Source organism: Nonlabens sp. SY33080 (genome assembly GCF_011784885.1).
In the GTDB taxonomy this organism is placed as follows: domain Bacteria; phylum Bacteroidota; class Bacteroidia; order Flavobacteriales; family Flavobacteriaceae; genus Nonlabens; species Nonlabens tegetincola.
Genome location: NZ_CP050461.1, coordinates 605,489 through 621,446, shown reverse-complemented (window position 1 = coordinate 621,446; position 15,958 = coordinate 605,489). Strand labels below are relative to the sequence as shown.

General features: G+C 34.4%; 12 protein-coding genes. 9 read left to right on the top strand and 3 right to left on the bottom strand.

Annotated features, from left to right (window positions below; translation table 11 throughout):
- The first annotated feature begins 69 nt into the window (after positions 1-69).
- On the top strand, positions 70-4,815 hold the full coding sequence (locus HCN53_RS13145) for a T9SS type B sorting domain-containing protein (protein ID WP_167341949.1): 4,746 nt from the start codon (positions 70-72) through the stop codon (positions 4,813-4,815).
- 58 nt (positions 4,816-4,873) lie between these two features.
- On the opposite strand, the gene HCN53_RS02795 is transcribed toward HCN53_RS13145, so the two are convergent.
- Positions 4,874-5,257 carry a nucleoside triphosphate pyrophosphohydrolase family protein gene (locus tag HCN53_RS02795; protein WP_167341948.1) on the bottom strand — a complete coding sequence of 128 codons (384 nt, stop codon included), beginning with the start codon at positions 5,255-5,257 and terminating at the stop codon, positions 4,874-4,876.
- Positions 5,258-5,328: 71 nt separating this feature from the next.
- Here HCN53_RS02795 and HCN53_RS02790 point away from each other — a divergent pair, with 71 nt between their 5' ends.
- From HCN53_RS02790 to HCN53_RS02775, 4 genes are all read left to right on the top strand, one after another.
- Complete coding sequence (locus tag HCN53_RS02790; RefSeq protein ID WP_105018959.1) at positions 5,329-5,514, top strand: hypothetical protein; 186 nt, start codon at positions 5,329-5,331, stop codon at positions 5,512-5,514.
- 86 nt (positions 5,515-5,600) lie between these two features.
- Complete coding sequence (locus HCN53_RS02785; RefSeq protein WP_167341947.1) at positions 5,601-7,361, top strand: ATP-binding protein; 1,761 nt, start codon at positions 5,601-5,603, stop codon at positions 7,359-7,361.
- On the top strand, positions 7,361-7,984 hold the full coding sequence (locus tag HCN53_RS02780) for a response regulator transcription factor (RefSeq protein ID WP_042278726.1): 624 nt from the start codon (positions 7,361-7,363) through the stop codon (positions 7,982-7,984). The genes HCN53_RS02785 and HCN53_RS02780 overlap by 1 nt, the downstream gene beginning before the upstream one ends.
- Positions 7,956-8,900, top strand: a complete 945-nt coding sequence (locus HCN53_RS02775) for an alpha/beta hydrolase (protein WP_167341946.1) — start codon at positions 7,956-7,958, stop codon at positions 8,898-8,900. The genes HCN53_RS02780 and HCN53_RS02775 overlap by 29 nt, the downstream gene beginning before the upstream one ends.
- 49 nt (positions 8,901-8,949) lie before the next feature.
- On the opposite strand, the gene HCN53_RS02770 is transcribed toward HCN53_RS02775, so the two are convergent.
- Positions 8,950-10,056: an OmpA family protein gene (locus HCN53_RS02770; protein WP_042278724.1), complete on the bottom strand. Its 1,107-nt coding sequence runs from the start codon at positions 10,054-10,056 to the stop codon at positions 8,950-8,952.
- 137 nt (positions 10,057-10,193) lie between these two features.
- Positions 10,194-11,213: a threonine aldolase family protein gene (locus HCN53_RS02765; protein ID WP_167341945.1), complete on the bottom strand. Its 1,020-nt coding sequence runs from the start codon at positions 11,211-11,213 to the stop codon at positions 10,194-10,196.
- A 148-nt stretch (positions 11,214-11,361) separates the two neighbouring features.
- Here HCN53_RS02765 and prfB point away from each other — a divergent pair, with 148 nt between their 5' ends.
- The 4 genes from prfB (at position 11,362) to HCN53_RS02745 (ending at position 15,952) form a co-directional block, all read left to right on the top strand.
- Entirely contained in the window at positions 11,362-12,468 is a 1,107-nt protein-coding gene (gene prfB / locus HCN53_RS02760) for a peptide chain release factor 2 (RefSeq protein WP_167341944.1), read from the top strand.
- A gap of 83 nt (positions 12,469-12,551) precedes the next feature.
- Positions 12,552-14,996, top strand: a complete 2,445-nt coding sequence (locus tag HCN53_RS02755; protein WP_167341943.1) for an outer membrane beta-barrel family protein — start codon at positions 12,552-12,554, stop codon at positions 14,994-14,996.
- A 76-nt stretch (positions 14,997-15,072) separates the two neighbouring features.
- Positions 15,073-15,561 carry a hypothetical protein gene (locus HCN53_RS02750; RefSeq protein ID WP_060522544.1) on the top strand — a complete coding sequence of 163 codons (489 nt, stop codon included), beginning with the start codon at positions 15,073-15,075 and terminating at the stop codon, positions 15,559-15,561.
- Positions 15,562-15,670: 109 nt separating this feature from the next.
- Positions 15,671-15,952 (top strand): hypothetical protein, encoded by a 282-nt coding sequence (locus HCN53_RS02745; protein ID WP_167341942.1) that lies wholly within the window; start codon positions 15,671-15,673, stop codon positions 15,950-15,952.
- Positions 15,953-15,958: the final 6 nt, after the last annotated feature.

Genomic DNA, 15,958 nt, shown 5'->3' with positions numbered 1-15,958 from the left:
GTGATCTTAACATAATATCATGGAAGTCATAAAAAAATCTTACTTTGCGTAGATTAATCAATGACGAAAATGAAAAAACTCTTACTCTTTCTAATTTTATTGACACCTCTGTCGATGTATTCTCAAGGAGAGGCATCGTGGTGGTTCTTCGGACAAAACGCAAGTTTAGATTTTAATAGTGGAGCACCTCTTCCTGGTCCAACTGGTTCCTTGAATACATTTGAAGGTTGTAGTACCATATCAGATGAATGTGGTAACTTATTAATGTATTCAGACGGAACAACGGTTTGGGATAGAAATGGTAATGCTATGCCTAATGGAACCGGATTATCCGGTAATTCGTCTAGTGCTCAGTCTGCCATTATCATTCCCGATTTAGGGTCGACAGTCAGGTATTTTGTAATTACTATTAGTTCTGGTGCAGGATTGCGATATAGTATCGTAGATATGTCCCTTAATAGTGGATTAGGAGATGTAGTGGCAGGAAGAAGGGATTTATTAATACAAGCAAGTACTCAGGAAAAAGTTACAGCAGCTTACAACGATTCTCAAACTTTTTATTGGATTCTTACCTTTGATGGAAATGGGACTTATAGTGCTTATCCTGCAGGTGGTGGAATTATACTTGCTGCCCAAGGTGTTGATTCACCATTACCAACAACTGCAATGAGTGATGCTCGTGGTTACATTAGATTATCACCTGATGCATCAAAAGTATCAAATACCTCTATAGGAAACGCTGGAACGGCTTATCTAGCTGACTTTGATAACGCTACTGGTGTTGTCTCCAATCCTATACCTCTTACTAACACTACCGGAACCACTTCAAGATATTATGGTACTGAGTTTTCTCCAAATTCTCAACTAGTATACTTAAATGGAAATACCCAAGATACTGGTAATGGATGTGGAACTGGGAACACCAGAGAAATTCTACAGTATGAAATTAATGGTGGTGCCATGTGGAATAGTAGACCTAATGTAATTCCTACAAATGCAACTAATAATTCTGGTCGTGGAGCTTTACAATTAGGTATTGACGGTATGATCTATCATGCACGTACTTGTCAACCATGGTTAGGTGTAATAAGAAGTCCTAATTTACTAGGTGGAGCTGCAGGCTATGTTGACGATGGTGTGGCTTTGGCTACGCCTATGCAATCTAGAGAAGGATTACCACCATTTATCACTTCATTTTTTGAACCTTCATTCCTAGCACAAGATGCTAATAATGGCTCTGGAGGCGGTAATAATGGAAATCAAACGGACTATTGTGATGGTAGTTTAATACAATTTAATAGTTCTGCTAGTGGACTTTGTGCAACAGCAACCGTTCTTTGGGATTTTGGAGATGGAAATACAAGTACTCAATTAAACCCAACACATTTATATGCTGGACCTGGAGTTTACACTGTTTCTTTAACGGTAACTAGCGGCTTCTACTCTGCTACAGCTACTCAGGTTATATATGTTTATGAAAATCCAATCATAAACCCAGTTCCAACACAACGATTGTGTGATTCTGATGGTAGTGGTGACGAACCATTAGACCTCGTAACCGTTATAGATCCTTTTATTTATGGTTCTCAAAGTACCACCGATTTTACTATCTCATACTTTCTAACTCAAAATAATGCCGACAATAATGTAGGATCTATTAATAGTCCATACCTGTTTCCATTAGGTACAACTACCGTTTACGCAAGAATTTCTAATAATACAAATCCGCCTGCGTCGATTGACTGTTTTGTTACCGATACTTTTGACGTTATAGTATCACAGGCAGGTGGTATTACTTTGTCACCAGCTGTATTAAATTTGTGTGATGCAGATAATGATGGTTTTGAGACATTTGATCTTACAACTTCCGATTCTCAGGTATTTCCAGGTGGAAGTGCTGGTGGTGCTCAAGTAACGTACCACCCAACATCAAATGATGCTAATAATGGTACTAATGCAATAACCAATTTTAATAGCTATGTAAATGCTACACCAACCTCAGAAGTTGTTTATGTAAGAGCTGTTACTGATCCTGGAACTGCTTGTCAAGGTGTTGATACTATTGATATTACATTAAATGTATACGATTCGAAAGTAGCTAATCCTGTACCTGATCAAAGATTTTGTGATAATGGTAATGACGGTACCGAAGATATTCTTTTAACCGATTTCGATGCAACAGTTTTAGGTACTCAAAATGCTTCAGATAGCGCTATTACCTATCACTTAAATCAATCTGATGCCGATACAAATAGTTCTCCTCAAACAAGTCCATTTGCTTTAACAGGAAATACTACTATATATGTTAGAATCGAAAACACCAATTTCACTGACTGTTACGATACAACATCTATAAACTTATTCTTAGATACTCAAGCAGTTGCTAATACAGTAACAGAATTCAGACTGTGTGATGACATTTCCAATAATGGTTCAGAAGTATTTGACTTAAACACAAAAATTTCGGAAGTATTAGGATCACAAACCGCTGCAGATTTCAATGTTGAATTTTTTGTTTCACAGGCCGATGCAGATTTAGGTTCAGCTGGTGGAGCAACGCCTGTTTCCTTAAATTATAGTAGTGCAGGGCAAACCATGTATGTTAGAATTGAAAATATTAACAATATAAACTGTTTTGACACTACTACTTTTGATTTAATTGTTGATGAACTTCCTCTAGCCAATACTCCTGCTACTTTAGACTTGTGTGATGATACTAGTAATGACGGAGTTGAAAATGTGGATTTAAGTGTACAATTTGATAATGATGTATTGAACGGTCAAACTTCTACCAATTTTGTAGTTACTTATCATGCCAATCAAACTGATGCAGATAATGATTCAAACCCGTTGACAAGTCCATATCAAGTAAGTTTAGGAACAACAAATCTGGTCGTTCGTGTTGATAATTTAAATAACGAAAGTTGTGCTGCTACAGCACCTATTACTATTATTTTAAATGAACAAGCTATTGCAAATTCGGTAGCAGATTATAGATTGTGTGACGATGTTTCAAACGATGGTCAGGAAACTTTTGATTTAAGTACTCTAAATCCTCAAATTTTAGATACTCAAAACGCCGCAGATTTCACCATTGAGTATTTCGCTAATCAATCAGATGCTGATCTAGGAACTGTTGGCGGTGCAACAGCATTACCTACCATGTATACCTCTGGAACATCAACTATAATAGGAAGAATACAGACTAATTCTAACACAAGCTGTTATGATACAATAAGTATCAATTTATTTGTGGACACAACTCCGCAAGCAGGTGTTCAAGCTGATATAATAGTATGTGATGACCCTTCCAATGATGGTGTTGAAGATGTTGATCTTAGTCAATTTGATTCTACCATATTAAATGGTCAATCAGCATCAAACTTTGTAGTTTCCTATCACGCTTCTCAAGCAGACGCTGATAATGACGCTAGTCCACTTTCAAGTCCTTATTCTGTAAGTGCTTCTACTCCTAGAATATTTGTTAGAATTGATAATGTAAATAACAATAGTTGTTATACTACAACCAGTTTTAATTTTGTCATTGCCCCTACTCCAACTGCAAATGCGGTGAATGATATGGTTCTATGTGATGATCCTACAAATGATGATACAGAATCTTTTGATTTATCAATGGCAGATAGTCAAGTCTTAGGTAACCAAAACCCATCAGATTTTACCATTACTTACCATCCTACACAAAATGATGCGGATAATAACAGTAATGCTTTGCCTGTGATTTATAATAATGGTACTAATCCAGAAACAGTATACGTTAGGATTGAAGCTGTAGCTAATCCAGTTTGTGCGGATTTCACGAGCTTTACATTGACAGTAAGCGAACAACCAACTGCTGGTTTTGCTCCTGATATAGTGGGTTGTGATGATCCTTCTAATGATGGTTTTGAAGATTTTGATTTCTCGCAACAAGATGGTGCAGTATTAAACGGTCAATCAGCTTCTGATTTTGAAATAACTTATCACTTAAATCAGGCTGATGCGGATTCAAATAGTAATGCTCTTCCCGTGCCATATACCAATACATCAAGAGCTCAAACAATTTATGCTAGAATTCAAAACAGAAATAACCCTGATTGTTACGATGTTTCCTTCTTTGAAATTGAAGTATTTGAAAGACCAGATATCAATAATCAAGGTCCAATAACCATTTGTGCAGGAATTGATGAAGTTCTAGATGCAGGTCCTGGTTATTCAAGTTATTTATGGTCAACTGGTGAAACCACACAAACAATAACAGTAAATTCACAAGATGACTATACAGTAACGGTAACAAATAGCAATGGTTGTGATACCACAGCAACCATTAGAGTAATTGAATCTGATATAGCAACTATAGAAAGAATTGCTGTCAACCAATTTGAAGTAAATACGAATACACTTGAAGCGATAGTTACTGGTCCAGGAGATTATGAATTTAGTTTGGATAACTTTGTATATCAAGATTCACCACGATTTAATAATCTAGTTCCAGGATTTTATACCGTTTATGTAAAAGATAAAAATGGGTGTGGAACGGTTTCTCAAGATGCAGTTATTATAGGTGGACCACCTTATTTCACTCCTAACTCTGACGGATATCACGATACATGGCAAGTAACTGCTATTGAAACTGTGCCAGATGCAAACATTTATATCTTTGATAGATATGGTAAGTTATTAAAACAAATAAGTCCTACAGGTGCTGGATGGGATGGAACTTATAATGGTAACCCTATGCCTTCTAGTGACTATTGGTATATGGTAGAATTAAGTGACGGAAGAAGTTTTAGAGGACACTTTGCTCTTAAGAGATAATATTATTAATTAATAAATTGTAAAAGCGCCTTATTATTTATAAGGCGCTTTTTTTATTCTACTTTAAAAACTGTTTAATATTTGGTTTGAAATAATTAGGTCCTTTTAATACTTTACCATCTTCTCTATAAATAGGTTTTCCATCAGCACCCAGTTTTGACATATTAGAACTTTGAATTTCATCAAAGACATTAGTGATTATATCTTGCATGCCGTGTTCTATTATAGTTCCACAAAGTATGTACAACATATCTCCTAGTGCATCTGCTACTTCAACTACGTCATTATTTTGAGCCGCTTCAAGGTACTCTTCATTTTCTTCTTTCATGAGTTCATACCTTAGTTTAATTCTCCTACTAGAAATATCGGCGATTGGTGAATTTTTGATTGCTAGTCCAAATGAATCGTGAAATTTATATACGCTTTCTAATTGTTTTTTCATTTATTAGTTTTTAGGATTGTAAATTTGAAAAAATACTTCAGATGTACCCAATACTATTACAAAAAGATCCTATGTTCTCTACCGGACAATTAATTTTTGCAATTCTTTTCTTTATTGCATTTGTGATTATAATAAGTATTATGTACCGAAAGGATAAAAAACTACACAAAAAAAATTATCGTGGTGTATTTTGGGTATTGATAGGGTTTATAGGATTTTTTGTGTTACTCCTATTAATAAAATACGGTCTTAAATAAGACTTGTAAATCTATCTTCTTGATGATATTACTTAAATAACTAGCTGTTTAATAACTTGTATATTTGTAATACAACTATCCATCAAATGCGCAATTTTATTACTCCAATTTTATTCCTTACAATCTCGTTTTGGACTTATTCACAAGAAATCCCATTAGATAGTATAATAAGCTATATAGATCAAGGAAAAGCTGTAAACGTTGAGCAACAATTGAAGTTAAGAGACTTTGAGAAATTAAATGATTCTTCCAAGGTAAAATTTCTTTTAATCAAAGGAATGGTGTTTTTTCAAGAGGATAAATTCGTTGAATCTTATAAAGCGTTATTAAAAGCAAAAGAATATAAGGAAAATGTTTCCTTAAGAAATATCTATACTGTAAATCATTACCTTCAAAAAGTTGCCAATACGGTTTCAGAATTTAGTACTAGTGCTGAAGCTCTTGACGAAGAAAACTGTAAGATTGCCTACGAGTTAAATCAACCTAAATTAATTATAGATTGTATTTACAATCAATGCTATAAAAGCATTGTAAAAGAAGACTTTATTGATGCTCTTCAATTAAGTTATCAAATGAAAAATATAGCGGTAAAAGCGAAATTAGAAAGAGAGAAAATTAATATTGAAAATATTATAGGCACTATTCATTATTACAATAATGATTTTGACTCAACCCTTTTTTACTTTAAAAAGAATATAGAATACTACGAGAAAGCTAAGGATTCATTCGCAATGCTGGAACGGTATAATAATATGGCAAAAGTTCAACTTGAACTTGAAAGAAACGCTGAAGCACTTAAGTCCATCAATATTTCTGAACTTTATTTAAAAAACTACAAAAATGTAGGAATGGACGCTCTTATTAAAAGAAACAAAGCTGAAATTTTATATGCTAATAAAAAATACAAAGAAGCTGCTGAATACTATCAAAGTTATTTAATTTTAAAAGACTCTGTTGGAGAAGAAAGTCAAGCAGGTACTATTGCAGATTTACAGACAAAATACGCAACAGCAGAAAAGGAAAAGGAAAATGCTTTACTAAAAGCAGGTAAATTAAAAGCTGAAAATAGTCTTTATGTACTTTCTATAGTTTTAGGAATCATAATAGCAGGAGCTGGATTTTTTATACTTTATGCTTATAAACAAAAGAAGGTATTAGAAGCAAGAGAACTTGCTGAAAAAGAGAAGGCGGAAAAATTACGTAAAGATCAAGAACTTGCGAGTATTGACGCCATGATTGCCGGTCAAGAACAAGAGCGCAAAAAAATAGCATCAGATTTACACGATGATTTAGGGAGCTCACTTACCACAGTAAAAATGTATATTGAATCGGTTCAATCTAACGTCAAAGAAGAAAGCGCGCAAACCTTACTTACCAATGCCTTGAATATTATAGGTGAAACCTACTCTAAGGTAAGAACCATTTCCCATACCCAAAATAGTCGTGTTTTAGGTGAATCTGGACTGGTAGATACATTAGAAGACCTTTGCGACAAAATTAATCAAGCAGGGCAAACCAATGTCGAAGTAGTAAGTAATGAACTATCTACTCCTATATCTAATTCTAAAGAATTGAACTTGTTTAGAATTATTCAAGAATTACTAAATAATATTATTAAGCACGCACAGGCTAATAATGCCTCAATAAATATAACAAGCTATCAAGATAAATTAGATCTTATCATTGAAGACGATGGTATAGGGTTTAATTACGACCCTAATTATAAAACAGATGGAATAGGTCTACACAGCATAGCTCGTAAAATTGAGAACATGAATGGTTCGTTTGAAGTTGACAGTGCACCAGGAAAAGGTAGTACTATAATGATAGAAATACCCCTTAAATAATGATTCATATTGCAATTGCAGAAGATCATGTTTCCCTAAGCGATGGTCTCAAATTATTTTTAGAACAAGATAACGACATCAAGGTAATGTTCACAGTTCCTAATGGCAAGGAAATGCTTTTAAAACTTGAGCGTATGAGGCCTGAAGTAATTCTAACAGACATAAGCATGCCAGAAATGAATGGTGTTGAACTGTGTCAACGAATTAAAAAAGAATACCCAAGAACAAAAGTTCTCGCCCTAAGTATGTTTGAAAATGAAGGTGCAGTTAGAGATATGATTGACGCTGGAGTTGACGGCTACATGCTTAAAAGCAGTCCACTTACCGAGTTAAAAAAAGCAATTTTTACAATAGCAGATGGTAAAAATTACTATGATAACGAACTTAAATTCAATATCAAGGATTTGAAGTTATTCTCCTCACGAAAACAGTTGTTATCTCGTAGTGAAAAGGAAATTCTTAAGCTAGTAGCGCAAGGTAAAACCAACCAAGAAATTGCCGACTTCAGAGGTACTGCTGTAAGTACGATCATTAAACATCGTAAAAATATGATGCAAAAATTAGATCTCCATGGTAAAGGTGAATTACTTCAATATGCAATTCAGGAGCACGGCCATTATTAGTAGTTCCCTTCTTGTACTTCTTATAAGTTGCGTTAATAATCCTTCACCTTCAAATACCTATGAAATTAAGCAACTCACACCTCATTATGAGAATATTAGCACAAGCAGCGATACACTAGTAACCATTCCTAAATTTAATTCCAAATTCGTTTCTGATAGGAGAATTGAAATATTACTTCCAGCTCAGTATCCTAAAAAAGAAACTTTGTATAAAGTGTTGTATATCCAAGATGGTGAACACCTATTTCAAAATGATACTATATCATTTAATAAATCCCTAAACTTTAGAAATCAAATTAGATCTCTACAAGCTACTAATTCCATCTCCCCAACTATCGTTGTGGCAATTTGGAGTTCTGGCGACAAGAGATTTAATGAATATATGCCTGAGCAACCTAAGTCTCTTCTAAATTCCGCTTTCGCGAAAGCAGAATTAAAAAAACAAACAGGATATAATGAATTATACAGTGATGAATATTTAGATTTTTTAGTAAACGAGTTAAGACCTTTTATTATCAAGAATTTTCAAGTTTCATCGAATAAAGAGGACTCTGTCATCATGGGAAATGAAATGGGCGCTTTACTCAGTTTGTATGCAGCAATTAAGCATCCTGATATTTTTGGCAATGCTGCTTGCTTTGAACCCTATTGGAATGTTCCGATTTTAGGAGACGCGTTTGTTGAAACGTTACCAAAATATATTCCTAGCCCATCATCAAGTAAGTTCTATTTTGATCACAATTCATTAAAGACCGATAGCCATTACAAAAGCAATAATAATAAAGTCCTTAAGGAGTTTAAGCAAAAAGGATATTCTGATGATAATCTCCTTTCGATTGAATATAAAAACTTCATTGAGGATTCTGTAAATTGGAAAAGAAGAATGGAAATCCCTTTAAAGTTTTTATTAAAATAAAAAAAGCCTGACTAAAAAGTCAGGCTTTCTAATGTATTAAAGTTTAATCTTAGTTATTGATTAAACGGAATTCAGTACGACGGTTTGCTCTGTGCTCACGCTCAGTACAAGATACACCATCTGCACATCTATTCTTTAATCTTGACTCACCATATCCATTTGCTACAATACGAGAAGCGTTGATACCTTTTGAGATAAGGTAATTAGCAACTGCTTGTGCACGTCTTTCAGATAAAGCCTGGTTAGAAGTTTTAGAACCTCTAGAGTCAGTGTGAGAAGCGATCTCTACTTTTGATCCTGGAGTATTGTTAAGAGTAGAAAGTAATTTAGCATCGATTTCAGCTTTATCAGCATCAGTTAATGTAGCACTTCCTAATCTCCAGTTGATTTGAAGACCGTTATACTCTACAAGCTTACAGTCAACCTCACTCCATACAGTAAGACCACCTTTTTGCTTTAATACTTCTCTTGTAATTGTTTTAGAAGTAGATGGTACTGTTTCTTCAGTTGTAGAAGCATCAGACTTAAGGATTGTCTTCGTGATATTTGCATATTCTGCAGGAATTTCAATTTCCTCTACTCTAGCTGGTTGATCAACCACACGTACAGTGTAAGTTCCCATTTGCTCTGGCACAGCTGTTCTATTAAAAGAAGCGTCGTTTGTAAGAGTAGTTACAGATACAGTTTGGTATTCTGCTGGGTAACCTTTATAACACCAGTAACGACAATCATCTGGATTAGAAGATGTACATTCTGCTGGTGGTACTGAACTCATTTCCCACTGCGCATATGCAGGTTTGATCTCGATAGTCTCTGTTGACTTTCCAAAACTAGCTGGAACAATTGAGATGGTAGAACCTGCTTGCTTCTTAACATAAGATCTAGTCTCAGTTTTATAAGTTGCAGGTATCACACGTAATTTTTTTGAAGCTTCTTTTACAAGAACACGTTCTGTAACAGTTTCATAAGTAGCAGGAACCACTCTTAACTTCTTATAAGCAGGAGTCGACTGGATACTAACTTCTTCGTTTTCGTAAACATCTGGTGTAGTACAACGTACATAACACTTACCTGGCTCTGGATTTGTAGGAAGATCCTGAGCGGTAACTGCTGTTACGGCCGCCATTGCTACTACTGATAGTAATAATTTTTTCATTTTGATTGAAATTTGATAATTAAATAATGAGATACAAAAGTCCCATTTACAGGTTATTATAACATAAATTTAAGAATAAAAAAACTTTACATTAGTTAAAAGACAAAAATTATCGGTGAAATACACAATATTTAAGATTAACTAATTGAATTAAATTCAATCAAATTGTTAATTACTTCACGATGTTGTAAAGAATCGTAGTCATAATGAGTAACAATTCTCATTTTACCTTCAACCATGTTACTAATTATCATTTTTTTTGCATTACAAAATGTCATAAATTCATTTTGATCTTTTACTTCAAAAATGATGATATTAGTTTCTACAGGCTCAACTTTTTTAACAAATGACATTTTTTGTAAGACTTCTTTAAGCTCTTGCGCTTTATGATGATCTTCTTTTAATCGATCGATATGATTTTCAACAGCATATAATCCAGCAGCACACATATAACCTATTTGTCTCATACCACCGCCTAACACCTTGCGCACTCGCATTGCATTTTTCATCAATGAAGATTTACCACAAAGTACCGTGCCCATAGGTGCGCCCAATCCTTTACTTAAACAAACAGATATAGTATCAAATAATTCGCCATATTCTTTAGGGTCTTGACCAGTAGCAACTAGGGCATTCCACAATCTAGCCCCATCAAGATGAAGACCTAACCCATGCTTATTGCAAACTTCTTTAATTTCTTTAATGGTATTTAAATCATAGCAAGCACCACCGCCTTTATTAGTTGTATTTTCAAGAGTTACTAAGGTCGTAAGAGGACTATGATAAAAATCAGGAGGATTAATTGCGGCTTCTACTTGTGAAGCGGTGATCTTTCCTCTATCACCATCCAATAACTTACAACTCACACCACTATTAAAGGAAACGCCACCACCTTCATAATGATAAACATGGGCATACTTATCGCATATAAGCTGCTCGCCAGGTTGCGTGTGTAATTTGATTGCAGCTTGGTTTGCCATACTACCAGTAGGAAAATACAATGCCTCGTCCATACCGAACATTTCGGCAATGCGGTTTTCTAATTTTATTGCCGTAGGGTCTTCTTTATAAACGTCATCACCTACATCGGCATTCATCATAGCTTCAAGCATTCCTTTTGTAGGTTTGGTAACGGTATCACTACGTAAATCTATCATGTTCTATTTATTACATTAAAAATGTAAAGATACTAAGTGGGATTACGCTTTCGCGAAAGCGAATACTAAAAACACTATCATTTATATATTGTGGATAATAGTATCCTTAATATTTAAAATTTTATTTTTGCGAGTCCAATAAATTTTTATGGTAACTACAGAACAGATTAAAGATCTTGAGAATCGAGTAAAAGATCTAAAATCCTACTTACAAATTGAAGCAAAGCAAATCGAGATCACAAATCTCGAAGAGAAAACCTTTTCTCCTGACTTTTGGAACAATCCGAAAGAGGCTGAAGTTATTATGAAACAGTTACGTAATAAAAAACAATGGACCACAGATTATCAACGAGCGGTTACACTAGTAGAAGATTTAAACGTATTGTATGAATTTTTTAAGGAGGACGATGCAACCGAACAAGATGTTCAACAAAAGTTTGATGAAGCAACCTCATTAGTTGAAAATCTTGAGTTTAAAAATATGTTATCCAATGAAGGTGATGACATGAGTGCAGTACTTCAAATAACTGCTGGTGCTGGTGGAACAGAATCTTGTGATTGGGCAGAGATGCTCATGCGCATGTACATGATGTGGGCAGAAAAACATGGTTTCAAGGTTAAGGAATTAAATTTTCAAGCTGGTGATGTTGCTGGTGTAAAAACAGTTACTCTTGAAATTGATGGTGATTATAGCTTTGGATGGTTAAAAGGAGAAAATGGTGTTCATAGATTAGTACGCATATCTCCTTTTGATAGTAATGCAAAACGACATACCTCATTTGTATCAGTCTATGTTTATCCACTAGCAGATGACTCTATCGAAATAGATATTAATCCTGCTGATATTTCTTGGGATTTTGCACGTAGTAGCGGTGCTGGTGGTCAAAATGTAAACAAGGTAGAAACCAAGGCCATTCTAACTCACCATCCTACTGGAATTGTTATTCACAATTCTGAAACTCGTTCACAGTTAGAAAATCGGGAAAAAGCCATGCAAATGCTGAAATCACAGCTTTTTGAAATTGAATTACAAAAACGTAATGCTGCCAGAGATGAAATTGAAGCTGGTAAAATGAAAATTGAATGGGGTTCTCAAATACGTAATTATGTTTTACATCCTTATAAACTGGTAAAGGATGTACGAACTAATGAAGAAACAGGAAATACCGATGCTGTACTTAATGGTGATATTGACGCTTTTCTAAAGGCCTTCTTAATGAGTCAAGGTCAGGAGAAACCTAGCGACGAATTATAAATAATTTGATATTCCTTTAACCTAAGTTTAGGCTTTTGTCAACTTATCGTGATATACATTGCACAAAAGTTGTAAACCTAAAAATGAAAAAGACCTTAACGTTATTAATGATCTTAATAGGATCATTTGCGATTGCTCAAAAACAAGAAGTAAAATATACTATTAAAGGAACTCTTGTCGACCTTAACACTAAAGCTCCATTAGAATTTGCTACCATATCTTTTATAAGCAATGATGCAAATGTTCCTGCTCAAGGTGGTGTTACAGATCTAGATGGTAACTATGAATTTAAAGTAAGTCCAGGTACCTATACTGTAAAATGGGATTACATTACCTTCAAAACGATAGAAAAGCAAAATGTTGTCATTAAAAATGACAAAGATTTTGGCACCATGGAAATGGTGGTAGATGTGGCACAATTGGATGCTGCAGTGGTAATTGCCGAAAAAACAACCGTAGACATACGACTAGACAAAAAGATTTATAATATAGGTAGTGACCTTACTGTAAGAGGTGGTTCTGCTAGTGATGTATTAGATAATGTACCTAGTGTAAGTGTAGACGTAGAAGGAAATGTCGCTTTACGTGGTAATGAAAACGTAACCATTTTTATAGATGGTAGGCCTAGTGCTCTAGTCGGTTTAAATGGCGCCGAAGCGTTAAGACAAATTCCAGCAGAGGCTATCGAAAAAATAGAGGTAATCACTTCGCCTAGTGCAAGGTACGATGCCGAAGGTACCGCTGGTATTTTAAACATTATCTTAAGAAAAAAATCTTTGGAAGGTTTCAATGGAAATTTACAATTAGAATCAGGTGTACCAGAACGATTAGGAGTTTCTTTTAATGGAAATTATCGCACGGGCGACTGGAACTTTTTCACAAATACCGGATGGCGCTATAGAACAACTCCAGGAAATGCTAGCTCTAGTACAGAATTCTTTTCTCCTGATGCTGCCAACAGGTTTGTGGATGAACGTAGAGATTTCGATAGACTAGGACGTAATTTCTTTACCAGTTTAGGAGCTCGATATGATATAAACGACAACAGCAATATTGTTGCAAACTTTGTTTATCGCTACGGTAACGATGACGATGTAACTACTAATACCATAGATAGATTTGATATTAATAGAAATTTGAATGAGGCTACATTGCGACGAGAAATGGAAGGTGAAAATGAGGATGATTATCAGTTCACACTAGATTATTTGAATGATCTTGATGAGGATGGACAAAAGCTTTCTATAAGTTTTCAATACGGTGGTGAAATTGAAGAGGAAATCGCTAACATTATTGAACAAGAAACTACTACAAGTACAATTAATGATGTTGAGTTTCAAGATCAAGAAACAGAAGAACAAAACGCTTTATTACAAATAGATTACGAGCTTCCGATTGGTGAAAACACCAATTTTGAGGCTGGTTATAGAGGAAACTATAGGGATATTACGACTTCTTTATTTTTTGCTGAAAGACTAGACTTTACTACGCCAGATTCTCCCTTAGTGCCAGATCCAGGTTTAAATAACACATTCCAATATGAGGAATTAGTTAATGCCTTTTACTCGCAATATGGGCATAAATGGACTAAATTTTCATTACTAGCTGGGTTGCGATATGAAATAACAGATGTTGATATTTTTCAAGAAACAACTAATGTAACTTCAGAAAAAAATTACGGAAGCCTATTCCCTACTTTAAACTTAGGTTACGAGTTTAGAGATGGTGAGAATATAACTTTGGGATATAACCGAAGAGTAAGACGACCTAGAGGAAGATTTTTAAACCCATTTCCTAGTCGTAGTAGCGAGTCAAATATCTTCCAGGGTAATGTAGATCTTGATCCTAGTTTTGCAAATAGTTTAGAACTTACCTACCTAAGAAAATGGAATAAAGTTACATTGAGTACTGCTGTCTATTTTAATCGTAGTGAAGACAATTGGGAATTTATTCAAGAAGAAACTGGAGAGCTTACAGACAATGGAGATCCTATAATTAGAAGAACTCCTGTAAACCTTTCTACTCAAGATCGATTAGGATACGAACTCACTTTAACATACAGACCGTTTAAATGGTGGACCATTAATTCTGATTTTAATGTATTCAATGTTGAGACAGATGGAGATTTCAACGGACAAAGTTTTGATTTTAATAACACCACATATTTTGCCAGATTGAATCAAAAATTCACATTACCTGGAAAAATAGACCTTCAAAATAGAATTAACTATCGTGGAGCAAGTGAAAATGCTCAAGGAACTAACGATGGTATTGTAACTATAAACCTTGCTGCAAGTACAGATATTTGGGATGAAAGAGCTTCTATTACAGCTAGTGTAAGTGATTTATTAAACAGTCGTCGTAGACAAGGAACTGTTACTACCCCAAATTTTATTTCAGAAAGTGAATTCCAATGGCGTGAGCGTCAATTTATTGTCACCTTTGTTTACAGATTTAATGAACAAAAAAGACGTGATCGTAATAACTTCAACAACGACGGCGGTGATGATATAGAGTTTGAAGGTTAACAATACATTTAAGAATATTAACTTTTTATATCCATAAATAAATTGATTTAATAAGATTTTTGTTAAAACAATAAACATGAAAAGAATATTTTTATTTTTTGGATTACTAGTAAGTGGTCTAATTAGTGCACAAGAAATCTCAAACAATGCTATAGGAATTAGAGCTGGTGATGGTGATGGTTTTGGTACTGAAATATCCTATCAACGTTACTTAGGAGGAAACAACCGTTTAGAAATTGATTTGGGTATTGAATCAGGAAACAATTTTGATGGATTCAAGGCTAGTGGTATTTACCATTGGGTTTGGAATATCGATGGCGGTTTTAATTGGTACGCAGGACCAGGTGCAGGAATTGCTTTCATAGATCTTGATGATGATTTTCCAGGACGTGATCGCTTTGACGATAGTGAAACCTCATTATTTGTAGGTGGACAGGTAGGAATTGAATATAACTTTGATATTCCACTAATACTTTCATTAGATGTAAGACCAGAATTTTATTTTGGTGATTTTAGGGATGGAAATGATTTTGATGTTGCGTTAGGTATTCGCTATCAGTTTTAAACTTTACTTCAATAAAAAAACTCAAACCTCAGGATTTTATTCTGAGGTTTTTTTTATCTATCAAAGTAACAATTAAAGCTTAAAAGCTACGTATAACTAAACTCACGTTATGAAACATAATTCCTTTTCTGCAATGCAGCTGTCTTTAAAAAATAACAAACGTGAGAGAAAATCAAGGTTTGACAATTCACCTTTAGGCAAGACTAAATCAAAGCTGAACGCTAAAATAGCAACTAAAGCAATTGATAAAACAGACCTTAATAAAATAGCTTCTAGAATAAGACGTCAGAACAATAATGAGCTTCTTAAAGGTATTCTATTTTTTACAATATTAGCTGCGGTCATAAGCGCCTTTGTGATCTTTTTAATCCATACTTTTAATACACATTAAACATTT

What these genes read in the sequence shown, in the direction of transcription:
- HCN53_RS02790 (WP_105018959.1), top strand. Translation starts at nt 5,329, where the DNA reads ATGTTCTCTACCGGACAATTAATTTTTGCAATTCTTTTCTTTATTGCA.
- HCN53_RS02780 (WP_042278726.1), top strand. Translation starts at nt 7,361, where the DNA reads ATGATTCATATTGCAATTGCAGAAGATCATGTTTCCCTAAGCGATGGT.
- HCN53_RS02745 (WP_167341942.1), top strand. Translation starts at nt 15,671, where the DNA reads ATGAAACATAATTCCTTTTCTGCAATGCAGCTGTCTTTAAAAAATAAC.
- HCN53_RS02775 (WP_167341946.1), top strand. Translation starts at nt 7,956, where the DNA reads ATGCAATTCAGGAGCACGGCCATTATTAGTAGTTCCCTTCTTGTACTT.
- prfB (WP_167341944.1), top strand. Translation starts at nt 11,362, where the DNA reads ATGGTAACTACAGAACAGATTAAAGATCTTGAGAATCGAGTAAAAGAT.
- HCN53_RS02795 (WP_167341948.1), bottom strand. Translation starts at nt 5,257, where the DNA reads ATGAAAAAACAATTAGAAAGCGTATATAAATTTCACGATTCATTTGGA.
- HCN53_RS02755 (WP_167341943.1), top strand. Translation starts at nt 12,552, where the DNA reads ATGAAAAAGACCTTAACGTTATTAATGATCTTAATAGGATCATTTGCG.
- HCN53_RS13145 (WP_167341949.1), top strand. Translation starts at nt 70, where the DNA reads ATGAAAAAACTCTTACTCTTTCTAATTTTATTGACACCTCTGTCGATG.
- HCN53_RS02765 (WP_167341945.1), bottom strand. Translation starts at nt 11,213, where the DNA reads ATGATAGATTTACGTAGTGATACCGTTACCAAACCTACAAAAGGAATG.
- HCN53_RS02785 (WP_167341947.1), top strand. Translation starts at nt 5,601, where the DNA reads ATGCGCAATTTTATTACTCCAATTTTATTCCTTACAATCTCGTTTTGG.
- HCN53_RS02770 (WP_042278724.1), bottom strand. Translation starts at nt 10,056, where the DNA reads ATGAAAAAATTATTACTATCAGTAGTAGCAATGGCGGCCGTAACAGCA.
- HCN53_RS02750 (WP_060522544.1), top strand. Translation starts at nt 15,073, where the DNA reads ATGAAAAGAATATTTTTATTTTTTGGATTACTAGTAAGTGGTCTAATT.